A 23,841-nucleotide genomic window follows, 5' to 3' on the forward strand; every position below is an offset into this window, starting at 1 on the left:
CTTCCATCAGACGCCTGTATGACAGGACCACTGCCCTGCATGACAATGGCTGCTCCGGTCCGGCTACGTTAGACCGTGTATCCGCTATTTCTCATTTCTCCGACATCCTCCTCGCCAAGGTCCTGGTTCTCCGCGGTGATTGGCGACAGCCTCTGCTTCTTGCGGGTATTATGAAACGTCAGGCCGGTACCGGCGGGGATGAGTCGTCCGACGATGACGTTTTCTTTCAGGCCTCGCAGGTCATCCTTCTTACCCATAATGGCGGCCTCGGTCAGCACACGCGTGGTTTCCTGGAAGGAAGCGGCAGAAATGAACGAATCCGTGGAAAGCGACGCTTTAGTGATACCCAGCAGCATGTATTCGTATGATGCCGGTTTTTTATCCTCGATAACCGCCTGTTCATTTTCTGCCAGCATATCCGCCCGTTCCACCTGCTCACCCGGAATGAAACGCGTATCGCCGGCGTCCACAATTTGCACACGACGCAACATCTGACGTACGATGACTTCAATGTGCTTGTCGTTAATCTTGACCCCTTGCAGCCGATATACATCCTGCACCTCGTCAGTGATGTAGCGTGCAAGCGCTTCCACCCCTAACAGACGGAGAATATCATGCGGATCGGCGGGCCCATCGACGATACTCTCTCCCTTGTTGACGACCTGGCCGTCATGGGCGGTCACGTGCTTGTCTTTGGGAATCAGGTATTCATGGGACACCCCGTCCAGGTCGGTAATAACCAATCGTTGTTTACCTTTAGTATCTTTGCCGAAGGATACGATACCGGTGACTTCCGCCAGCACCCCGGCATCCTTCGGGGACCGGGCTTCGAACAATTCCGCAACCCGAGGCAGGCCTCCGGTAATGTCGCGGGTTTTCGAACTCTCCTGCGGAATACGTGCCAGCACTTCGCCTACACTCACCTGCTGCCCGTCCCGCACCGTAATAACCGACCCTATCTGAAAGGTGATACTGACAGATAAATTACTGCCCGCCAGACGCACTTCTTTGCCATCTTCATCCAGAAGTTTCACCATCGGTCGCAAGCCTTTGGTTTGCACCACACCGCGCCGCTTCGGATCTATTACGACAAGTGTGGACAAGCCAGTAACTTCGTCTATCTGCTTGGCCACGGTTACGCCTTCTTCCACGTTCTCAAAGCGAATTTTGCCGGCGTATTCAGTAATGATGGGACGAGTATGCGGATCCCAGGCGGCCAGCACCTGTCCCGCCTTCACTACTTCACCGTCACGAATCAAGAGCGTTGCTCCGTAAGGCGCTTTGTGACGTTCGCGCTCGCGGCCATTATCGTCATGCACCACTACTTCGCCGCTGCGGGAAATTGCTATGAGCTCATTGCGCGCGTTGGTGACATAACGCATGGTAGGCGAATAGCGGACAGTACCATTGGATTTGCTCTCGACCTGGCTTGCTACAGCCGTTCGAGATGCGGCGCCACCTATGTGGAACGTGCGCATGGTCAGCTGAGTACCAGGTTCACCTATTGACTGAGCAGCAATCACACCCACGGCTTCGCCCACATTTACCGGCGTACCGCGTCCCAGGTCACGCCCATAACATTGAGCACATAGACCATAACGAGTTTCACAGGTAAGCGGAGTGCGCACCTTAACTTCATCAATGCCCAGCGCTTCGATGGTATCCACGGCGCTCTCGTCAAGTAGGGCTCCTGCCGAATAAATCACCTCTTGATGCTCCGGATCAATGATATCGTTGGCGCATACTCGACCAAGTATGCGTTCACGCAGCGCCTCAATCACTTCTCCGCCCTCGACCAGCGCCTTAATTACGGCGCCGTTACTGGTCCCGCAATCGTCCTGCGTCACCACGAGATCCTGCGTTACGTCAACCAGCCGGCGAGTAAGGTAGCCGGAATTAGCGGTCTTCAGCGCCGTATCGGCCAGACCTTTACGCGCTCCATGCGTGGAAATGAAATACTGCAGGACGTTCAGTCCCTCGCGGAAATTGGCCGTGATGGGCGTCTCGATGATAGAGCCGTCGGGTTTGGCCATCAAGCCGCGCATACCCGCCAACTGACGAATTTGAGCGGCGGAACCGCGTGCACCCGAGTCTGCCATCATGTAAATCGAATTGAAGGATTCCTGCGTCAGCGGCTTGCCTTTCTTGTCCTTCTGTACTTCTGCAGTCAACGGATCGAGAACCGGCTCAACGCCTAGCTGATCCATCATCGCCTTGGCAACCTGGTCGCCGGCCCGGCCCCATATATCCACTACCTTGTTGTAGCGTTCGCCTTGAGTCACAAGGCCGGAAGTATATTGAACTTCAATCTCCTGCACTTCCTTCTCGGAGGAACTGATGATGTCGTCCTTCTGCGCCGGCGTGAGCATATCATCCAGACAGATCGAGATGCCGGCGCGAGTCGCGTAACTGAAGCCGGCATACATCAGTTTGTCGGCAAAGATTACCGTCTCGCGAAGCCCGCAGCGACGGAAGCTGGCATTGATGAGCTTGGAGATCTCCTTTTTCTTGAGCACTTTGTTAATCAGCGGGAAAGGCAGCCCCGCGGGGAGAATTTCAGACAGCAGCGCCCGTCCCACCGTGGTGTCATAACGGGTGACCTTCTCGCGGCGCTCGCCGTCCGCGTCCACCTCATATTCCCTGATCCGCACGGTGATTCTGGCATTCAATTCAATGATGCGGCTCTCATAAGCTCGCGATACCTCGCTCATGTTGGCAAAAAACATACCCTCGCCGCGAGCATTGATCTTCTCCCGCGTAGTGTAGTACAGCCCTAACACGATATCCTGCGACGGTACGATGATGGGTTCCCCATTCGCAGGTGACAACACATTATTGGTCGACATCATGAGCGTACGGCATTCCATTTGCGCTTCCAGCGATAGTGGCACATGTACCGCCATCTGATCACCGTCGAAGTCGGCATTGAACGCTGCGCATACCAATGGATGCAGTTGAATTGCCTTGCCTTCGATCAGCACCGGCTCGAACGCCTGAATGCCCAGTCGGTGCAATGTCGGCGCCCGGTTAAGCATTACAGGGTGTTCGCGAATGACATCTTCCAGTATGTCCCATACCACCGGAGTCTCATTTTCCACTTCACGCTTGGCCGCCTTTATGGTGCTGGCGATACCCATTATTTCGAGTTTGTTGAAGATAAACGGCTTGAATAATTCCAACGCCATTTTCTTCGGCAAGCCGCACTGGTGCAGTTTAAGTTGTGGACCTACCACAATCACTGACCGGCCGGAATAATCCACTCGTTTGCCCAGCAGGTTCTGGCGGAACCGTCCACCCTTGCCCTTGATCATATCCGCAAGTGATTTCAGCGGCCGCTTGTTGGCGCCAGTCATGGCTTTGCCACGACGGCCATTATCAAGCAACGAGTCCACCGCTTCCTGCAGCATGCGCTTCTCGTTGCGCACGATAATTTCCGGCGCTTTCAACTCAAGCAGACGCTTCAGGCGGTTGTTGCGGTTTATGACGCGACGATATAAATCATTAAGATCGGACGTGGCGAAGCGTCCGCCATCCAGGGGTACCAGCGGACGCAACTCGGGCGGCAGTACAGGCAGCACCGCCAAAACCATCCATTCCGGCTTGATGCCGGATTTGCTGAAAGCCTCCAGCACTTTCAAGCGCTTGGAGATCTTCTTCATCTTCGTTTCGGAGCCGGTCGTTCCCATCTCACGCCGGAGGTTATCGATTTCAACACGAATGTTCAGGTTGCCCAGCAAATCGCGTATGCCTTCCGCACCCATGCTGGCCCGGAAATCATCCCCGTATTCTTCTGTCTTGGCGCGATAGTCGTCGTCTGTCAGCAGCTGGCACCGCTGGAGAGGTGTCATGCCTGGATCGGTTACCACATAAGCCTCGAAATAGAGCACGCGTTCTATATCGCGCAAGGTCATATCCAGCACCATCCCCAGGCGCGATGGCAGCGATTTCAGAAACCAGATGTGAGCCACCGGCGAGGCCAGCTCGATATGACCCATACGCTCGCGCCGAACCTTCGACAGCGTAACTTCAACCCCGCATTTCTCGCAGATCACACCGCGATGTTTCAACCGCTTATATTTTCCGCAGAGACATTCATAATCCTTTACGGGGCCGAAAATTTTTGCGCAGAAGAGCCCATCCCGTTCCGGCTTGAAGGTACGGTAGTTGATGGTTTCCGGCTTCTTCACCTCACCATAGGACCAGGAACGTATTTTCTCGGGAGAGGCCAGACCGATCTTGATCGAATCGAACTCTTCTTTCTGGGTAACCTGTTTGAATAAATCAAGCAGTGCTTTCATTTGTCACTCCTGTTGATCAGGCGTCGATACAAAAAATTATCCGGTGAAAAAGCAGGGAAGAAAATATGTTTAATTGTTCGCACCTTTACATGAATTTACTAATGTCGATCCAAATCAATGTCCATCGCCAGCGATCGGATTTCCTTCACCAATACGTTGAATGATTCCGGCATACCCGCGTCAATCTTGTGATCGCCCTTGACAATGCTCTCGTACACCTTGGTACGCCCATTCACATCATCCGATTTGACCGTCAACATTTCCTGCAGGGTATAAGCGGCTCCATATGCTTCCAGTGCCCATACCTCCATTTCGCCGAAGCGCTGACCACCGAACTGGGCCTTGCCACCGAGCGGTTGCTGAGTTACCAGGCTATAGGGTCCGGTTGACCGCGCATGCATTTTGTCGTCCACCAGATGATGCAGTTTCAGCACATGCATGTAACCCACTGTAACAGAGCGGTCGAAAGCCTCGCCCGTTCTGCCATCATAGAGGGTCACCTGCCCGGATCGAGGGAGACCGGCGAGTTCAAGCATATCCTTGATTTCCTGCTCGGTGGCTCCATCAAACACAGGAGTCGCGAAAGGAACGCCGTCCTTGAGATTTTCCGCCAGATCCAGGATCTCCGCATCGGTAAGCGATGCAATATCCTCCGGCTTGCCGCTGGTGTTATAGATCTTCTCAAACAGATCCCGGATCTCGGCCGTCCGACTGCCGGCGCGCAGCATATCGCCGATCTTCCGTCCCAACCCTTTCGCCGCCCATCCAAGGTGGGTTTCCAGAATTTGGCCCACATTCATGCGCGAGGGCACGCCCAGGGGATTCAGCACCACGTCAACCGGCGTGCCGTCGGCCATGTAAGGCATATCTTCCACAGGCACAATTTTGGAAATGACGCCTTTATTGCCATGACGCCCTGCCATTTTGTCTCCCGGCTGCAAACGCCGCTTTACCGCAACATAAACCTTGACCATTTTCTGCACCCCGGGCGGCAGTTCATCGCCCTGGGTAAGTTTCTTTTTCTTCTCTTCAAAGGCCTCGTCAAACGCCCTGCGTTTCTGCGCCAGACCTTCCTCGATCTGTTCGAGCTGCCGGCTTGTCTCCTCGTCGGAAAGCCGGATGTCAAACCAGTGGTGCGGATCAACACTATCCAGATATTCCTTGGTAATGGGTGCGCCCTTGACGAGTTTCTTTGGCCCGCCAGTTGCAACCTTGCCCTTGAGCAAACGCTCGATACGCACAAATGCGTCAGCTTCCACGATCCGCATCTGATCAGCCAGGTCTTTCTTGTATCGCTTCAGCTCATCCTCAATGATCTGCTGCGCACGTTTATCACGCTCTATACCCTCGCGGGTAAAAACCTGCACGTCTATTACTGTTCCCGAGATGCCGGATGGCACACGCAGTGATGTATCCTTTACATCCGAAGCCTTCTCGCCAAAAATTGCGCGCAGCAGCTTTTCTTCAGGCGTCAACTGGGTTTCCCCTTTAGGGGTGACCTTTCCTACCAGCACATCGCCGGCTTCCACTTCGGCGCCAATATGAACGATGCCGGATGCGTCCAGGCGCCCGAGCTGCACTTCCGACAGATTCGAAATATCTCCCGTAATTTCTTCCGTTCCCAGCTTGGTATCACGGCTCACTACCGATAGCTCTTCGATATGGATGGACGTGAAACGGTCATCGGCAACAATACGCTCGGAGATGAGAATCGAATCCTCAAAGTTGAAACCGTTCCATGGCATAAACGCCACTAACATGTTTTGCCCCAGCGCGAGCTCACCCTGATCCGTGGAGGCTCCATCTGCTACCACGTCGCCACGCGCAATGACGTCTCCCACTTTCACGAGTGGACGCTGATTGATATTGGTGTTCTGGTTGGAGCGCGTGTACTTGATCAGATTGTAGATATCCACGCCTACTTCGCCGGCGCGTGTTTCGATGTCATGCACCCGCACCACGATACGGCTGGAATCAACATAGTCGACCACCCCGCCCCGCACAGCCTTTACCGCGGTTCCAGAATCTACAGCCACTACCCGTTCGATACCCGTACCGACCAGAGGCTTCTCCGCACGCAGGCAGGGAACCGCCTGCCGCTGCATGTTAGAGCCCATCAGCGCGCGATTGGCATCATCATGTTCCAGAAACGGAATAAGTGATGCGGCCACCGACACAATTTGCGCAGGCGCTACGTCCATGTACTCGATCCGGTCTGGCGTCGCCAGGGTAAATTCGTTCTTATGACGACAGGAAACGATGTCGTTGGTAAATCTGGCATCTCGGTCCAGTTCGGCGTTTGCCTGGGCAATTACATACTGACCTTCCTCAATGGCGGAAAGATAGTCAATTTCATCGGTTACACTGCCGTTTTTTACCTTGCGGTAGGGTGTTTCCATGAAGCCATATTCATTGGTCCGGGCGTACAGCGCCAACGAATTGATCAAACCAATATTCGGGCCTTCCGGTGTTTCAATCGGACATACCCGGCCATAATGAGTAGGATGCACATCGCGCACCTCAAACCCAGCCCGTTCGCGGGTCAACCCGCCTGGTCCCAGCGCGGACACTCGGCGTTTGTGAGTGATTTCCGATAGCGGATTGGTCTGGTCCATGAATTGGGACAGTTGACTGGAACCAAAAAACTCCCGCACCGCCGCCGATACCGGTTTTGCATTAATCAGGTCATGCGGCATCAGGTTATCCGACTCAGCCTGACTGAGACGTTCTTTCACCGCTCTTTCAACCCGCACCAGGCCGGAGCGGAACTGATTTTCCGCCAATTCACCAACCGAGCGGACGCGACGATTGCCCAGGTGATCGATATCGTCTATCTCGCCGCGGCCATTGCGCAGCTCGACCAGAATCTTGATCACAGCAATAATGTCCTCATTCGACAATGTGGTCGACCCGTCCAATTCGGTCTTGCCCACACGGCGATTAAACTTCATGCGGCCCACTACTGAAAGATCGTAGCGTTCGGGCGCATAAAATAGTCCGTGGAACAATGCTTTGACTGCCTCCTCGGTAGGGGGTTCACCAGGACGCATCATGCGGTAGATGGCAACCTGCGCAGCCATCTGGTCCGTAGTCTCGTCTATTCTCAGCGTTTGCGAGATGTATGCGCCCTGATCAAGATCGTTTGTATAAATGGTGTGAATCTGTTCTATATTCGATTCATTCAGTTTGGCGAGCAGAACTTCTGTAATCTCATCGTTGGCAAGCGCCAGAACTTCACCTGTTTCCTTATCCACCACATTATGGCCCAGCACCCGCCCCAACAGAAAATCTTCCGAAACCGCGAGCTTATCTATACCCGCCTGCTGCATTTCCCGGACATGCTTTACAGTTATGCGTTTGTCTTTCTGGACAATTACCTTGCCGCTTTTGGAGACGATATCGAAGCGCGCCGTATCACCACGCAGTCGTTCCGGTATCAGTTCAAACAGAATACCTTTCTGAGACAGGTGGAAGGCATCAAACGAAAAGAAACCTTCCAGAATTTGCTCCGGCGTATAACCTATTGCTTTGAGCAACACAGTAATTGGCATTTTCCGGCGCCGGTCGACGCGGAAGTAAAGATAATCCTTGGGGTCGAATTCGAAATCAAGCCAGGAACCGCGGTACGGGATAATGCGCGCGGAAAAAAGCAATTTCCCGGATGAATGTGTTTTACCCCGGTCATGCTCGAAAAATACACCCGGGGAGCGGTGCAATTGAGACACAATCACGCGCTCGGTACCATTTATGACGAATGAACCTGTGTTGGTCATGAGCGGAATCTCACCCATGTAGACTTCCTGCTCCTTCACCTCCCGCACGGTCGGCTTGGAAGCTTCCTTATCCATGATCGTCAACCGCACTTTCGCGCGCAGCGGAGAAGCATAGGTCAGGCCGCGTTGCTGGCATTCCTTGACATCGAACGGGGGCGCGCCAAGTACATAATTGACAAAGTCGAGGCGGGCATTCTTGGAGTGACTCTCAATCGGGAAAATCGACATAAACGCCGCCTGCAATCCCTCAGTGGCGCGATGATCAGGCTCGACTTGAGCTTGCAGGAAAGCTGCGTAAGATTCGATTTGAGTAGCGAGAAGAAAGGGGATCGGCAAAACGCTCGCGCGCTTTGCGAAACTCTTACGAATACGTTTTTTCTCGGTAAACGAATAGCTCATGGAATCTCTCCGGGAGGTCAGAAGACAGATGGATAGAAAATTGGAGCAGAGTACCTGATTTTAGCTACCGTGCTGAGTGTTCTGCCGCACAAAAAATGCGGGAATCCAAACGTTAAAAAAGCCAGAACTGACAGCATTTTTCATGCTGTCAGCTGGTCTCATTGCTTTATTTTTATTTAATCTCGGCAGTTGCACCGGCTTCAGCCAGTTGTTTCTGAATGGCCTCAGCATCGGCTTTGGCAATTCCTTCCTTGACCGCTTTGGGTGCGCCGTCCACCAGATCTTTCGCCTCTTTCAGACCCAGCCCGGTAACGGCACGTACCACCTTGATCACATTAACCTTGCTTTCACCCACGGTTGTGAGCATGACGGTAAATTCAGTTTGCTCCTCCGCCGGAGCAGCAGCAGCACCGGCAGCGGGCGCTGCCGTCGCTACTGCCGCGGCGGCAGCGGAAACGCCGAATTTTTCTTCCATTTCCTTGATCAGCTGGGAAAGTTCCAGCACGGTCATATTTGCAATCGATTCCAAAATTTCTGCTTTGGCTACAGCCATGATTTTCTCCTGATAATTAATGTATTACGGTTTCAAAGTTACTCGAAAACCGGATTAAGCGGTTTCTTTCTGATCGCGAATGGCGGCAAGGCCTCGGACAAAACGAGTTGGCACTTCGTTGAGTGTCCGAACAAAGTTGGCGACAGGCGCCTGCATCGTACCCAGCAACTTTGCAAGCAGCTCTTCGCGACTTGGAAGAGAAGCCAGGTTCGCGACGTCCTTGCTTGACATGACCAGATTGGCCATGGCACCAGCTTTGATTACCAGCTTGTCGTTGCTTCGGGAAAACTCATGCAGCACTTTTGCCGCCGCGACTGGATCACTTCCAATGCCATAAGCCAGGGGTCCCACCATATGCTCGGAGAGACCGGAAAATGGCGTATCCGTCACAGCCCGGCGGGCAAGCGAGTTTTTTAGCACCCGGAAATATATCCCGGATTGACGCGCTTTGGCCCGCAACTGGGTCATGTGCCCGACTCCAAGCCCACGGTACTCGGCAATGATGATAGCCTGGGCTTTCGCCACTTGAGCACTGACGTCAGAGACTACCGCTTTTTTCTCTTCTAAATTTAGACTCAAGGCAAGTTCTCCATCAGTTAAAATGCGATGCTGAGCTATGGTATCGTAGGTATTGAGGAAGCTGATAAAACTGAAAACTCCGCTCAAAAACTCGCAACCGGACTCAGTACCGCGAACCGGCGACCTTAAATCAGGAGTTAAATCTTTTCCTGTTCTTGGGCACGCCATCTGCGCGGGGTGCTAGAGATAGATGGTGGAAAGCGAAAGCGAAGCTGATAAAAGGCGTCGCTCATACTTTTTCCATTTCAATTTTGCAATTAAGTTATTCAGTAGTGACTTACTCGGACTCAGCCAGCAAACCGACTTGCGGCTTATCGCCCTTGGCCTGTCATTACGTAACAACCCCAGCGGTCTTTGATAACCCACCGGATTGACAGGATATGTCTCTCCGATGGCCCAAAGTCTTATAAATGCTTTTCTTTACAAATATTCCGCACAATCCGTTAAATGCTTACCGCATGCTGGTCTGATCAACCCGGACCCCGATGCCCATGGTGCTGGAGACCGATATCTTTTTCAGATAGACTCCTTTGGATGCGGCGGGCTTGGATTTATTGAGCGCATCCAGCAGCGCCTGCAAATTTTGTATCAATGCATCTACAGTGAAGGACGCCCGTCCGATAGTGCACTGAACGATCCCTCCCTTGTCGGCACGATACTGCACTTGTCCTGCTTTGGCATTCTTTACCGCACTCGCAACATCCGGCGTCACTGTGCCCACCTTGGGGTTGGGCATCAGGCCGCGGGGGCCGAGTATTTGCCCCAATTGCCCCACGATACGCATGGCATCGGGGCTGGCGATGGCTACATCAAAGTCGATATTGCCTCCTTTGATCTGTTCGGCCAGATCTTCAAACCCGACGATATCGGCGCCCGCTGCGAGCGCCTCCTTAGCCTTGTCACCCTGGGCAAATACCGCCACACGCACAGTTTTGCCAGTACCCGAGGGCAGCACCACTGAACCGCGTACCGCCTGGTCGGATTTTTTTGCGTCAATACCCAAATTGACAGCCACATCAATTGACTCGTCAAATTTCGCCGTGGCTGTTTCCTTGATGATCTTGAGCGCATCCTGCAGGGGATAGAATTTACTTCGATCAGCCTGACCGGTAATTGCCTTGAAACGTTTGGATACATGCGCCACGTTATACGCCCTCCACTTCTATACCCATGCTATGGGCGCTGCCGGCAATCGTGCGAACCGCAGCGTCCATGTCTGCCGCCGTCAGATCGGGCATCTTTATTTGTGCAATTTCTTCCGCCTGCTTCCGGGTCAATCGGCCTATTTTATCCGTGTGGGGCTTGGGGCTACCCTTGCCGACTCCCGCTGCTTTCTTTATAAGCACGGTCGCAGGCGTGGTTTTCATGATAAAGGTGAAGCTCTTGTCGGCATAGGCGGTAATGACAACCGGCACGGGCAGCCCAACTTCCATTTTCTGAGTCGCGGCATTGAATGCCTTGCAAAACTCCATGATATTAAGTCCCCGCTGACCAAGTGCGGGACCTATCGGCGGGCTAGGATTGGCCTTGCCTGCCGGCACTTGCAATTTGATGTAGCCGACTATTTTCTTTGCCAAAATAATTCTCCTCTCGGGTACTAGTGAACGTGATTACGCTCTCCCCGGTTAACAACAAACACGCGGCGCTTCCAATACTGCCGGAGCCCGCTCTACCCACTACTCAAGCTTTTTCAACCTGGCTGAAATCCAGTTCCACCGGGGTGGGGCGGCCAAAAATGGAAACCGATACCCTGATTTTGCTTTTGTCATAATTGACATCTTCCACGTTGCCATGGAAATCCGTGAATGGACCTTCCTTGACGCGTACTGCCTCGCCCGCTTCAAAAAGAACCTTCGGCTTGGGTTTCTCGACCCCTTCCTGGATCTGATGGAGAATATTCTGAACTTCCTTCTCGCTGATAGGCGTCGGCTTCATGGCTGAACCCCCAATAAAGCCCGTGACCTTGGCGGTATTTTTTACCAGATGCCATGTCTCGTCAGTCATCTCCATCTCGACCAGCACATAGCCAGGAAAAAATTTCCTTTCGCTGAGATTTTTCTGACCACCTTTCATTTCAACGACTTCTTCTACTGGAACCAGTATCTGCCCGAACTTGTCCTGCATTCCGGCGCGATTGATTCTCTCCTTCAATGCGCGTTGCACGCTCTTCTCAAACCCGGAGTAGGCATGAACCACATACCATTTCTTGTCCATCACCCCTCCTGTCCCATCAGATATTTCACGGCCAGCAATAACCCCGCGTCTACCATCCATAAAAAGAGGGCCATTACCACAACGAAAGCAAAAACAATGCCGGTAGTCTGCATCGTCTCCTTGCGGGTTGGCCATACGACTTTCCGGGTTTCTTCAGACGATTCTCTGCTGAACGCATAAAATTGTTTGCCTTGGGTGGTGAACCAGACCACTACCGACGCCAAAACAATACCTCCCAGTACCGAAAGAACGCGAATTACCATCGCACTATCGCTCAGGTAATAGAAACCGGCGATACCCGCGATCAACAGCAGAAGCGCGAATCCCAACTTGATCTTGTCCACTACTCTATCCCACTCTGCCTTTAATGCTTTCAGTAAATGAAGCGGTGCGGAGGCACGATTATGCAAATTGCAACCTAGGCCCGTGATTTGATCTCAATATATCGATGGTACGCGAAGCTTTGCTTCCCCTCGAAAAGCATGATCTGGACGACATGCCTGGGGCTGGCAGGCCAGGAGGGCATCGAACCCCCAACCTTCGGTTTTGGAGACCGACGCTCTGCCAATTGAGCTACTGGCCTGTATTTCTAAGTATGAATGCAACGCTTCAACGCTTGAAATGGATGCTCGGCGACATTACTCGATAATCTTTGCCACCACGCCTGCGCCGACGGTTCTGCCGCCCTCGCGGATGGCAAAACGCAGACCTTCTTCCATCGCAATCGGCGCAATGAGGTTTACCGTCACAGAGACGTTGTCCCCCGGCATCACCATCTCGGTCCCCGCCGGCAGTTCAATCGCGCCCGTGACGTCGGTGGTACGGAAGTAGAACTGGGGACGGTAGCCCTGGAAAAAGGGTGTATGACGTCCCCCTTCTTCTTTGCCCAGCACGTAAATCTCGGCGGCAAACTTGGTATGCGGGGTGATGCTGCCCGGCTTGGACAGAACCTGGCCTCGTTCGACTTCTTCGCGTTTGGTGCCGCGCAGCAATACGCCCACGTTGTCTCCGGCCTGTCCCTGATCCAGCAGTTTCCTGAACATTTCCACACCCGTACAGACCGTCTTGATTGTAGGCTTCAAGCCTACTATCTCGATTTCTTCGCCCACTTTGACAATGCCCCGTTCCACCCGGCCGGTTACGACCGTACCGCGCCCGGATATGGAGAAGACGTCTTCCACCGGCATCAGAAAGGTGCCGTCTATGGCACGCACCGGTTCCGGTATGTAGCTGTCCAGCGCATCCGCCAGCTTGTAGATGGAGGGCTCGCCTATGTCGCTCTGGTCGCCTTCCAGCGCCTTAAGGGCAGAACCGATGACAATGGGGGTGTCATCCCCTGGAAAGTTGTATTTGGAGAGCAGTTCGCGCACTTCCATTTCCACCAGTTCCAGCAGTTCGGCGTCATCCACCATGTCCGCTTTGTTCATGTAGACGATGATGTAGGGCACGCCTACCTGGCGTGCCAGCAGTATGTGTTCGCGCGTCTGCGGCATCGGCCCGTCAGCAGACGAAACCACCAGTATCGCGCCGTCCATCTGCGCTGCCCCGGTTATCATGTTCTTGACGTAGTCTGCGTGACCCGGACAGTCTACGTGCGCATAGTGCCGGCTCGTCGTCTCATATTCAACGTGCGATGTGTTGATGGTGATGCCCCGCGCTTTCTCTTCCGGCGCAGAGTCAATCTGGGCGTAACTCTTCGCCTCCCCTCCAAACTTCTTCGCCAGCACCATCGTGATCGCCGCCGTCAATGTGGTCTTGCCATGATCCACATGTCCTATCGTCCCTACGTTCACGTGCGGCTTCGTCCGCTCAAATTTGCTCTTTGCCATGATGATTCCTTTTTTTAAAGCACTTTTTCTATATTAACGCCTATGGAGCCCATGGCCAGGATTGAACTGGCGACCTCTCCCTTACCAAGGGAGTGCTCTGCCACTGAGCTACATGGGCAAGCACCTTTCTGCCTGAAACCCGCCCTGAAACAAAAAACCTGCAATACTCTGCTCTGCCGATACTTTTAACTTTTCTTCCGCCCGAATCTGGAGCGGGTGAAGGGAATCGAACCCTCGTCGTAAGCTTGGAAGGCTTCTGCTCTACCATTGAGCTACACCCGCATCTCACAATCGACTGATTGAAGTAATCAATCAGCGTATCAGAGAAAAGGCATCGCGCACCACCCAACCTGCGCGCCCTTCGCCACCTAAAACCAGGCTCGTCAGGGTCACGGATATTATAGCGCCCGCGCCCCCCGGAGCTCCGGCACATATGATCACCCTGATTTGGTGGAGGGGGAAGGATTCGAACCTTCGAAGGCAGAGCCGTCAGATTTACAGTCTGATCCCTTTGACCGCTCGGGAACCCCTCCGAACGAAACTGCTAATTGTGAATGGTTAGGATATATAAGTCAACGTCCATTTAAGGGTTTTTACTTGCCAACCGCAAATCTCCCGCATAGCGGGATGGCGATTTCATTCAGCTATGACTGAAGATTTTCAAATTGACAGCGGGATCTCTTCGCCCGGGATAATCGGTGCGTATCAGTGCGTAGATCCTTGACGCAATCCTAATAGCTCAACATCGAAAATCAATGCCGCATTCGGTGGAATTACGTTACCCGCGCCCCGTGCGCCGTAGGCCAATTCCGGAGGAATAATCAAAGTGCGTTCCCCACCCACTTTCATGCCGGCAACACCCCGGTCCCAACCTTTAATTACGCGTCCCGCGCCGAGGAGAAATGAAAACGGGGTGCCACGATCGCGAGAGCTGTCGAATTTCGCCCCCTTTTTATCAGGAGCACTTGCATCGTAAAGCCAACCGGTATAATGCACTTCAACTGCCTTGCCGATGGTTGCTTCTTCCCCGGTTCCTACTTTGGTATCCTTCTTTATGAGTTCGGTCACGCTGGACGCTCCTTGCCTGGTTTCGGAAAATGCTATTTGGGGCAATAGAACCATGCCCAGTATCAATACGCTCAAATTGATCAGTGTGTTTACTTTAGACATGATGACCTCGACAATTAAATAAAATTTGCCCGCACCCAAACGTTTATATTATACCGGTCACCTGCATCACCGCGATAAAAGGATTATCAAATTTAAGAACCCTGGATAAATCAGAACAAACCTATCCCCATGCAAGAGCACCTGAACGAAGAGATGCGCCGCAAGCCCCACAGTCCTTTATTGCGGCTACATGATTCGCGCGTCGCACGCTCTCTGTACCTGGCGGCAGGATTCGCTGCCCTTATACTGGCAGTCGCAGGTATAGTGCTGCCGGTGCTGCCTACGACCCCTTTTGTGCTGCTTGCCGCGGCTTGCTTCGCGCGCAGCTCAAAACATTTTCACGACAGGCTCCTGGCCAACCGCATCGCCGGCCCGATTATCCGCGAATGGGTCGAGCACCGCAGCATTCCTCGCCGGGTCAAGCGCTGGGTATACCTGCTGCTGGCGCTGTCATTCGGCAGTTCCATCCTGATGATGCCGTCGGCCGCACATCAGGCCATGCTGGCCGTGCTGGGTATAGTCCTGGTTGCGTTTATCTGGCGCATACCTGTGAGAGATTCTCATACCAGACCCTGACACGAGTTATCGCAACTCATATTCACCTATGCCCGGCTGGCGCAGATCGTTTGCCCATGAGAACGAAGGGCGGAGTTCCGCCTGGCCTGATGCGCTTGCGGTGACCCGATACTGATCTTACTGTGAGGCGGCCTGTGGTTCAGCCACAAAGATCTCGACACGGCGGTTTTTTGCTCTGTTTGCCGGAGTATCGTTGGCAACAATAGGTTCACGGGAACCACGCCCGTCAACACTTATACGATTTGAAGAAACACCCTGGTTTACCAGGTAATCACGCGTGCTGGCTGCACGGTTGAGCGATAGTGGATTATTCACCGCATCGCTACCCGAACTGTCCGTATGCCCGATAATCGTTACCCGGGTACCCGGATTATTGCTCAGGCTTGTCGCGAAGCTGTCCAATATCTGTCTGAAATTGGATTTGATTTCCGCTCGGCCGGTATCAAACGAAATATCGCTTGGGATATCCAGCTTCAGGCGATTATCAAACGTTTTTACCACTTCGACCCCCGTACCCGCGGTAGCTTGTTCCATCTCCCGCTTCTGCTCTTCCATTCTTCTGGACCATACATTTCCGGCAATAGCACCGACACCGGCGCCAGCCGCCGCACCGATTGCCGCACCTTTGCCTTTACCCGCAATCGCGCCAATTATTGCGCCCGTGCTTGCGCCAATCCCTGCGCCGATAGCTGTATCTCTGGTTCTGGTGCTCTGCGTTTCAGGTGAACTGGCACAGCCACCCAATGTCAAGACCATCGCTATGGAAATAACGGATAATTGGTTACGCATGATTTTCTCCTGATTGTTGTTAGGGTGGTAGCAGCAATTTCTTGATTTTACTCGTATTAACTTTAGCAGAGGCGTTAACAGATGCAATATTCAATATTCGCAGTCAGAATGTACAGCCGATGTCGGAAATTGGCAGCGTTGGAATATAATCGTTCCGGCAGACAAGAGGATTTTTTATCCCCCGTGTGACTTGAAAATATTTTCCATTATCCCCTGGGATGATGCATGGCGTGCAGGCGCTTCAACCGCTCGCGGGCCACGTGGGTATAAATTTGCGTGGTGGAGATATCGGCATGGCCCAGCAGCAATTGTACGACGCGCAGATCAGCGCCGTGGTTGAGCAGGTGCGTGGCAAAAGCGTGGCGTAACGTGTGCGGCGACAATGGGGTGGCGATACCAGCCTGCCGCGCATAGCGTTTGATCAGATACCAGAAAGCCTGGCGTGTCATGGCCGAACCACGGGAGGTAACGAACAGGGCGTTACTCAATCTCCCACCCAACAAGCTGGACCGGATTTCTTTAACATAGCGGCTTACCCACTCCAGTGCCTCTTCACCCAAGGGCGTCAGGCGTTCTTTTCCGCCCTTGCCTATCACTCTTACAACGCCCATGTTCAGGCTGATTTGTGCGCTCTCGAGACTGATGAGTTCGGATACGCGCAATCCGCTGGCATATAACACTTCGAGCATGGTGCGGTCACGTAATCCCAAAGGGGCGCCCACATCTGGTGCGTTAAGCAGCGCTTCCACATCCGCTTCGGTCAGACTTGCAGGCAAGCTGCGGGGAAGCCTCGGCGCATCTATGTTGAGGCTGGGATCAACCCGAATTTTTCCCTCGCGTAGCAGAAAACGGTAGAAACGCTTCAGGCTCGACAGCTCCCGGCTGGTAGTGCTGGCCTTGACCCTGACGGAAACCTTATGGGCGAGAAAAGTGAGCAGATCGGAATGAGTCGCGGCTATCAGGATGTTATCGTACTGCTTTTGCTGTTTTTGCTTTGCAAGCCACTGGCCGAACTGCTCCAGATCGCTGCGGTAGCTTTCCAGCGTATTATACGAAAGGCCATCTTCCAGCCATAATGAATCACAGAACGCATCCAGCACATCCGAACCAGGCTCAGACCCCCTCATGCCGCAATAACCAGCGCTTGATCGTGAGCGGATTTCCGTCGCTTGCGTTCATAAAACCTCCCAGCCCGCCATTTTTGGCAATAACGCGATGACAGGGTATGACAATCGGGAGCCGGTTGGCGCCGCATGCCTGTCCCACTGCACGCGGAGCGGAATGCAATTCTGTAGCGATGTCCGCATAACTGCGGGTTGCGCCATTTGGAATATCCTGAATGGCGCGCCATACCCTGCGCTGGTGAATGGTACCTCCAATGTGCATTGATAAGTCAAATACAAAACCCGGGTCGGCCAGATACGCCTGCAATTGATTGCAAACTTCCTTGGCCAGAGGAGTTTTCGGAGCAAGCGGCGGCGTATCGAGAGGGAGGTATTCGATATCTGTCAGCCAGTCTTCCTCGATCCGAAGACCTAGGACAGCAAACGGAGTGGCAATCTTCGCCTGATAGGCGTCTGCCAATTTTGCTTTGGGAACAACCTTCGATTTGATCATGACAGCATTTTGTCCGCTTAATCAGCACCCGCGCTCACCGCTGGTTAACGCAAGGAATTCCGCCGGGCAGGTTTTCATCCAATTGTGTCCTGTCCACTTTGACTTTATGCGAACAGTCCGGCGATAATCGGTCATTATCCGATTTGAACAACCTGGCGGCAAGACCCTAGTGAAGGAGCAAGCGGTGAAATTTAGCATAAAAAGCGGGAACCCTGAGAAGCAGCGCAGTGCGTGCATCGTCGTGGGCGTATTCGAGCCACGCAAATTGACAAAAGCCGCCGAAGCGATTGACAGGATCGCCGATGGGTATATCAAAGGCATATTGCGTAGCGGCGACATGGAAGGCAAGGCGGGCTCTGCACTGGTGCTGCATGGCGTACCGAATACCTTGTGCGAGCGGGTTCTGCTGGTAGGGCTTGGCAAGGAACAGGAATTCAGCGATAAAACATATCGCGATGCGGTACGCACTACTTTCAAGACATTGCACGAAACCGGCGCTACGGACGCGACGCTTTTCTTGACGGAAGTTGATGTAAAAAATCGTGACACTGCGTGGAAAGTCTCACAGACCGCAATCGTCGCGATGGAGAGTGCTTATCGCTTCGATCGGCTCAAAAGCAAAGTCGAAGACAACAAACCGCATCTGCGCAAAGTCACCCTGGCCACCATGAATATGAGCCCCGGCGCGGAGTTGACCGCCAGCGAAGAAGCGCTGCAGCAGGGACTCGCTATCGCCGACGGCATGAATCTGGCCAAAGATCTGGGAAATCTTGCGCCCAACATCTGTACCCCAACCTATCTGGCGGAGCAGGCGTCGGATATTGCCAGGACTCATAAGCTCAAAGCCACTATCCTGGAGCAGAAGGACATGGAAAAGCTGGGCATGGGGGCATTGCTGGCGGTTGCCCGCGGCAGCCGCCAGCCCGCCAAGCTGATCGTACTGGAATACTGGGGGCAAGCAAAAGGGGAGAAAAAGGAGAAAAAGGGAAAGCCTGTTGTGCTGGTGGGCAAGGGCGTCACTTTTGATACTGGCGGCATTTCCTTGAAGCCCGCGGCGGAAATGGATGAAATGAAGTACGACATGTGCGGCGCAGCCAGCGTACTTGGCACGATTACAGCAGTTGTGAAAATGGGCCTGCCGATCAACTTGATCGGCATCATTCCGACCACCGAAAACATGCCCGGTGGCAACGCTACCAAGCCTGGTGACGTCGTTACCAGTATGTCAGGGCAAACTATAGAAATTCTCAATACCGATGCTGAAGGACGGCTAATCCTTTGTGATGCGTTGGCATATGCTGAGCGTTATGAACCGGAAACCGTAATCGATATTGCCACCCTTACCGGCGCCTGTGTCATTGCGCTCGGCCATGTCGCTTCGGGTCTGCTCAGCCCTGATGAAGAGCTGGCGGAGGAACTGCTGGACGCCTCCACACGTGCCGCGGATCGCGCGTGGCGCCTGCCCTTGTGGGATGAGTACCAGGAGCAATTGAAAAGTAATTTTGCCGATATGGGCAATATTGGGGGACGCGCGGCCGGAACCATTACCGCTGCCTGCTTTCTGTCGCGTTTTACCAAGAAATATCGATGGGCCCACCTGGATGTAGCGGGAACCGCCTGGAAATCCGGCAAGGAAAAGGGCGCGACAGGCCGGCCCGTGCCGCTGCTAACGCAGTTTCTAATAGGACGAGCCAGGAAAAAAACGCCTCCTGGAAATAAACCGGCATGACGGAAATCGACTTCTACTCTGGCGGCGACAAACTTCACACTGCTTGCCGCCTTGTCGCCAAGGCAGTGCGCAAGGGCCTCAAGGTAATGATTTACACGTCGGACACATCAATTGTCGAGCGGCTCGATAAGCTGTTGTGGACTTTTTCCTCGATTGATTTCATCCCTCACTGCCATGCGGACGACAAGCTGGCTGATATGACTCCGGTCATACTTGCCGACAAGGCTACGAAACTTCCACATGATGACGTGTTGCTCAACCTCGACGTTGAAAGCCCGTCTTTCTTCAGCCGCTTCAAGCGTTTGATCGAAATAGCTGGAACTACACCAGAAGATACGGAGGCGGCACGCAAGCGCTACCGCTTCTACCAGGACCGGGGATACCAAATCCGCCATCACAACCTGGGAGCAGCGTAATCAACACAGGCTCAAAAACAGGATCTCAGGCACTCTTCAAGCTGGAATTTCACCCTCCTCCATCTCACGTATTTCTCAAATCCGGGGACTTTCATGACAAATAACAGCGATGAAGCGCCGTCAGAACCCGAGTATGATGAAATCCTGCGCAAGCTGGACGCCTTGTTACGCAAGCACCAGAGCAGGTCTTCCGCCTCCGCACCGGTTGAAGCAAATGATGGCTTGGGTTCTCTTCCACCCTCCTTTTCCGGAGCACTGGATCAGACATCACTGAGCGCGGCCGATAATATACCTACGCTTAATGAAATAGTATATGTGACACCACCTATGCTATCACCACAGTCTGATATTACCCTCCTGCTGGAGCAAGTCCTGGATTCCGCGCTCAAGGACGCTGGGATTGATCTGGAAGCCGGAGCACGCAAAGCATTGGTCCAGGCGCTGGAATCCCACTTATTCGGTCTTTGATCGCGTTGTCAGCCATCGCCCGTATCGAAATTCATAACTTTCAAAGAGCTCCCGCAATTCCAGAATAAGTATCTCCGAGTCCACAATAGTCCTGCCGCCTGTCTCTGCGCCTTCCGCTATAATTGCCGGTTTCCGGCCATCCCGATCAGTATCCATGCAACTCGAAAAAAGCTTTAATCCCCGCGAGATCGAAGGCCGCTGGTATTCGCGATGGGAATCCGCCGGCTATTTCAAATTCATGCCCGGCGAAACAGCCGCGGGCACAGTTCCCGCCTATTGCATTATGCTGCCTCCGCCCAACGTAACTGGCACGCTGCATATGGGGCATGCTTTTCAGCACACTTTGATGGACGCGCTGACGCGTTATCACCGCATGTGCGGCGACAATACCCTCTGGCAACCAGGTACTGACCATGCCGGGATTGCTACCCAGATCGTAGTGGAACGCCAACTGGATCAACAAAACATCGACCGCCGCGATCTGGGACGCGAAGAATTTCTCAAGCGGGTGTGGCAATGGAAGGCGGAGTCCGGCTCTACCATTAGCCGGCAGATGAGGCGATTAGGTGCCTCCTGCGACTGGTCGCGCGAACGCTTCACCATGGATGCGGAATTATCCCGAGCGGTTACCGAGGTTTTTGTGCGGCTTTATCGCGATGGCCTCATCTATCGCGGCAAACGCCTGGTGAACTGGGACCCAGTGCTGCAAACCGCCGTTTCCGATCTGGAAGTGGTATCGGTGGAGGAAGATGGATCTCTCTGGCATATTTTGTACCCGCTCGAGAAGGAGAATAAGGCAGGGATGGATCCGGAGGAAACGGAGCCAGAAGGATTGATTGTCGCCACGACCCGTCCCGAAACCATGCTGGGCGATATGGCAATCGCGGTGCATCCGGATGATGCGCGATACCGGCACCTGATAGGACGCCATGTGCGTCTTCCCTTGTGCGAACGAAGCATTCCCGTAATTGCCGACTCCTATGCCGATCCGGAATTTGGTACAGGTTGTGTAAAAATCACCCCTGCCCATGATTTCAATGACTATCAGGTAGGACAACGACACAAACTCGTTCCGCTCAACATCCTTACACCGGATGGAAAGATCAATGATCTTGCGCCTGCGGAGTATCAGGGGCTGGATCGTTTCGACGCCCGCAAGAAAATTATCGCGGATCTGAAAGCGCACGGTCTCCTGGTTGAAACCAGGGCCCATAAACTGATGGTGCCGCGCGGCGACCGGACCCACGCAGTGATCGAGCCTATGCTTACCGATCAATGGTATGTTGCAATGGAAGGCATGGCGAAGCGTGGACTGGAAGCAGTGGCGGGCGGCGGGGTTAAATTCATTCCTGAAAACTGGAGCCACGTTTACAACCAATGGCTGGAAAACATTCAGGACTGGTGCATTTCTCGCCAACTATGGTGGGGACACCGCATTCCGGCCTGGTATGACGATGAGGGCAACATCTACGTAGCTAAAACCGAAAAAGACGCGTACGAGCAGTATTTCGAGCATCTGAAGAATGATGCCGGGCGCCAACTCACACGCGACAAGATTCTGGTTTTTAATACACTTGTTGAAATCTCCGAGGAGATTGAGCAAGTCGTAAAGTATTGCGGAATTCCTCCTCTGCGCCAGGATGAAGATGTTCTCGATACCTGGTTTTCGTCCGCCCTATGGCCATTTTCCACGCTCGGCTGGCCCGAGGAAACATCGGAACTGAGGACGTTTCTGCCGACCTCGGTTCTGGTCACCGGCTTCGACATCATTTTCTTCTGGGTAGCACGCATGGTGATGATGTCGCTCTATTTCACCGGCAAGGTGCCGTTCGAGGAGGTATATATAACGGGCCTGATACGCGATGCGGAAGGCCACAAGATGAGTAAATCCAAGGGAAATGTGCTGGACCCGCTGGACCTCATCGACGGCATCGCCTTGCCGGATCTGATTTCCAAGCGTATCACCGGCTTGATGAATCCCGGACAGGCCGAATCTATCGAAAAAATCACGCGGAAACACTTCCCCGAGGGTATTCCTGCGTTCGGCGCCGATGCCCTGCGTTTTACGTTCGCCAGTCTCGCCTCCCATGGCCGCGACATAAAATTTGATATGCAGCGCTGCGAGGGTTATCGCAATTTCTGTAACAAGCTGTGGAATGCGACCCGATATGTGCTGATGAACTGTGAAGGCAAAGATACGGGGTTGACAGAATCAAAACCATTGGAATATTGCGATGCTGATAACTGGATCATCAGTCGCTTGCAAATGGCAGAAAGCACGATAGCCCAGGCTTATCGCGATTACCGCTTCGATACCGCGGCACGGGAAATCTATGAATTTGTTTGGGATGAGTATTGTGACTGGTATCTGGAGTTCGCCAAGGTACAGTTGAATAACGGCAATGACGCAGTACAGCGCGCCACCCGCCGCACCCTCGCACGGGTATTGGAAACCATATTGCGGCTTGCCCATCCCATCATTCCCTTCATTACTGAAGAATTGTGGCAGAGCATCGCCCCGCTTGCCGGCACGCAAGGCGCGAGCATCATGTTGCAGCCGTATCCCAAAGCTGATCTAGGGAAAATAGATGAAGACGCAACCCGCCGTATCGTTGCACTCAAGGAAATGATCAATGCCTGCCGGACGCTGCGCGGCGAAATGAATTTGTCTCCAGCACTACGGGTTCCACTGCTGGCTGCGGGCAATGAGCAAACTCTTACCACCTTTTCCCCCTACCTCACAGCGCTGGCTAAATTATCAGGCCTTGAAATCATGCAGGACAGCTTGCCTCATGCCGAAGCGCCGGTAGCGATCGTCGGCGAATTCAGGTTGATGCTGAAAATTGAGGTAAATATTGATACGGAACGCGCCCGGCTGATCAAGGAGATTGCTCGTATTGAAGGCGAAATCACCAAGGCGGAAATCAAGCTGACCAATGGCAACTTTGTCGAACGTGCTCCGGCCAGGGTGGTGGACCAGGAAAAAGAACGGCTGGCCAATTTTTGTGCGACGCTTGGGAAACTGAAAGAGCAACTACTGAAACTGGACAACTTGAAACCTTTAGACGGGCTCCCAAGCTAACCAGAAGGGCTATCCGGCGCGTTTTTACAGGACCGATGCGGCAAGGCCGGGGAAACCGGGGATGCGAATGGTCCCTTACGATAAAGGCTGAGGAGAAAGGGCTGGCAAGTCCCGTTGCTACCAAGCATTCCTCCCCCACCTCATTGGGTCACAGCAGAAGCGGGCACTCACCCCAATGCGCTTCCCAGCGTCGCCGTTTTGGAAGCCGGCTACGATCATTAATGGGCCCCTTATAATCATCCCCAGCACTTTCTGCATGTCCAACTCACAGGCTCCCGGCCCGTGACCTGGAGTAAAAAGTTCAAGTATGGTGCCTGGCTGCGCTATAATGCCGAACCATTTAAATCCT

18 protein-coding genes and 4 tRNA genes are annotated in these 23,841 nt (G+C 53.4%); 5 read left to right on the forward strand and 17 right to left on the reverse strand.

The annotated features are described in order from the left end of the window. Positions 1-68: 68 nt before the first annotated feature. From rpoC to BMX66_RS11175, 14 genes are all read right to left on the reverse strand, one after another. The gene (rpoC, locus tag BMX66_RS11110; protein ID WP_090882174.1) at positions 69-4,298 is read right to left on the reverse strand and encodes a DNA-directed RNA polymerase subunit beta'; all 4,230 of its coding nucleotides are present in this window, start codon (positions 4,296-4,298) and stop codon (positions 69-71) included. 98 nt (positions 4,299-4,396) lie between these two features. Beyond that, positions 4,397-8,470 carry a DNA-directed RNA polymerase subunit beta gene (gene rpoB, locus BMX66_RS11115; protein WP_090882176.1) on the reverse strand — a complete coding sequence of 1,358 codons (4,074 nt, stop codon included), beginning with the start codon at positions 8,468-8,470 and terminating at the stop codon, positions 4,397-4,399. Between the two features lie 172 nt (positions 8,471-8,642). Further along, positions 8,643-9,023 (reverse strand): 50S ribosomal protein L7/L12, encoded by a 381-nt coding sequence (gene rplL / locus BMX66_RS11120; protein ID WP_090882178.1) that lies wholly within the window; start codon positions 9,021-9,023, stop codon positions 8,643-8,645. A 54-nt stretch (positions 9,024-9,077) separates the two neighbouring features. Beyond that, positions 9,078-9,602, reverse strand: coding sequence for a 50S ribosomal protein L10 (gene rplJ / locus BMX66_RS11125; RefSeq protein ID WP_090882423.1), 525 nt, complete (start codon positions 9,600-9,602; stop codon positions 9,078-9,080). Between the two features lie 451 nt (positions 9,603-10,053). Further along, positions 10,054-10,746: a 50S ribosomal protein L1 gene (rplA, locus tag BMX66_RS11130; protein WP_090882179.1), complete on the reverse strand. Its 693-nt coding sequence runs from the start codon at positions 10,744-10,746 to the stop codon at positions 10,054-10,056. A gap of 1 nt (position 10,747) precedes the next feature. Then, positions 10,748-11,179: a 50S ribosomal protein L11 gene (gene rplK, locus BMX66_RS11135; RefSeq protein ID WP_090882181.1), complete on the reverse strand. Its 432-nt coding sequence runs from the start codon at positions 11,177-11,179 to the stop codon at positions 10,748-10,750. Between the two features lie 103 nt (positions 11,180-11,282). Next, on the reverse strand, positions 11,283-11,816 hold the full coding sequence (gene nusG, locus BMX66_RS11140) for a transcription termination/antitermination protein NusG (RefSeq protein WP_090882183.1): 534 nt from the start codon (positions 11,814-11,816) through the stop codon (positions 11,283-11,285). After that, the gene (gene secE, locus BMX66_RS11145) at positions 11,816-12,160 is read right to left on the reverse strand and encodes a preprotein translocase subunit SecE (RefSeq protein ID WP_090882184.1); all 345 of its coding nucleotides are present in this window, start codon (positions 12,158-12,160) and stop codon (positions 11,816-11,818) included. Before secE ends, nusG begins: the two co-directional genes overlap by 1 nt. A 163-nt stretch (positions 12,161-12,323) precedes the next feature. Then, positions 12,324-12,399, reverse strand: a tRNA-Trp gene (locus BMX66_RS11150). A 55-nt stretch (positions 12,400-12,454) separates the two neighbouring features. After that, positions 12,455-13,645 carry an elongation factor Tu gene (gene tuf / locus BMX66_RS11155; protein WP_090882166.1) on the reverse strand — a complete coding sequence of 397 codons (1,191 nt, stop codon included), beginning with the start codon at positions 13,643-13,645 and terminating at the stop codon, positions 12,455-12,457. A 43-nt stretch (positions 13,646-13,688) separates the two neighbouring features. Further along, positions 13,689-13,763 (reverse strand) — tRNA-Thr (locus tag BMX66_RS11160). 90 nt (positions 13,764-13,853) lie between these two features. Beyond that, positions 13,854-13,927: transfer RNA gene (locus tag BMX66_RS11165), tRNA-Gly, on the reverse strand. Between the two features lie 166 nt (positions 13,928-14,093). Beyond that, positions 14,094-14,178: transfer RNA gene (locus BMX66_RS11170), tRNA-Tyr, on the reverse strand. Between the two features lie 172 nt (positions 14,179-14,350). Beyond that, complete coding sequence (locus BMX66_RS11175) at positions 14,351-14,815, reverse strand: FKBP-type peptidyl-prolyl cis-trans isomerase (RefSeq protein ID WP_090882425.1); 465 nt, start codon at positions 14,813-14,815, stop codon at positions 14,351-14,353. Positions 14,816-14,944: 129 nt separating this feature from the next. On the opposite strand from BMX66_RS11175, the gene BMX66_RS11180 reads away from it, so the two are divergent. After that, positions 14,945-15,391: a YbaN family protein gene (locus BMX66_RS11180; RefSeq protein WP_090882187.1), complete on the forward strand. Its 447-nt coding sequence runs from the start codon at positions 14,945-14,947 to the stop codon at positions 15,389-15,391. 117 nt (positions 15,392-15,508) lie between these two features. Here BMX66_RS11180 and BMX66_RS11185 read toward each other — a convergent pair whose 3' ends face one another. From BMX66_RS11185 to BMX66_RS11195, 3 genes are all read right to left on the reverse strand, one after another. Continuing rightward, positions 15,509-16,180 carry a YiaD family glycine zipper/OmpA-like lipoprotein gene (locus BMX66_RS11185; protein ID WP_090882189.1) on the reverse strand — a complete coding sequence of 224 codons (672 nt, stop codon included), beginning with the start codon at positions 16,178-16,180 and terminating at the stop codon, positions 15,509-15,511. Between the two features lie 206 nt (positions 16,181-16,386). Beyond that, entirely contained in the window at positions 16,387-17,307 is a 921-nt protein-coding gene (gene xerD, locus BMX66_RS11190; protein WP_090882191.1) for a site-specific tyrosine recombinase XerD, read from the reverse strand. Beyond that, entirely contained in the window at positions 17,294-17,797 is a 504-nt protein-coding gene (locus BMX66_RS11195; protein WP_090882193.1) for a methylated-DNA--[protein]-cysteine S-methyltransferase, read from the reverse strand. The genes xerD and BMX66_RS11195 overlap by 14 nt, the downstream gene beginning before the upstream one ends. Positions 17,798-17,981: 184 nt before the next feature. Here BMX66_RS11195 and BMX66_RS11200 point away from each other — a divergent pair, with 184 nt between their 5' ends. The 4 genes from BMX66_RS11200 to BMX66_RS11215 all read left to right on the forward strand — a co-directional run bounded on the left by BMX66_RS11200 (position 17,982) and on the right by BMX66_RS11215 (position 23,492). Beyond that, positions 17,982-19,526: a leucyl aminopeptidase gene (locus BMX66_RS11200; protein WP_090882427.1), complete on the forward strand. Its 1,545-nt coding sequence runs from the start codon at positions 17,982-17,984 to the stop codon at positions 19,524-19,526. Further along, positions 19,523-19,942 (forward strand): DNA polymerase III subunit chi, encoded by a 420-nt coding sequence (locus BMX66_RS11205; protein ID WP_090882195.1) that lies wholly within the window; start codon positions 19,523-19,525, stop codon positions 19,940-19,942. The genes BMX66_RS11200 and BMX66_RS11205 overlap by 4 nt, the downstream gene beginning before the upstream one ends. A gap of 93 nt (positions 19,943-20,035) precedes the next feature. Next, positions 20,036-20,410 carry a hypothetical protein gene (locus BMX66_RS11210; RefSeq protein ID WP_090882197.1) on the forward strand — a complete coding sequence of 125 codons (375 nt, stop codon included), beginning with the start codon at positions 20,036-20,038 and terminating at the stop codon, positions 20,408-20,410. A 154-nt stretch (positions 20,411-20,564) separates the two neighbouring features. After that, positions 20,565-23,492: a valine--tRNA ligase gene (locus tag BMX66_RS11215; protein WP_090882201.1), complete on the forward strand. Its 2,928-nt coding sequence runs from the start codon at positions 20,565-20,567 to the stop codon at positions 23,490-23,492. Positions 23,493-23,841 lie beyond the last annotated feature (349 nt).

Source organism: Nitrosovibrio sp. Nv6, assembly GCF_900110495.1.
Lineage (GTDB): Bacteria > Pseudomonadota > Gammaproteobacteria > Burkholderiales > Nitrosomonadaceae > Nitrosospira.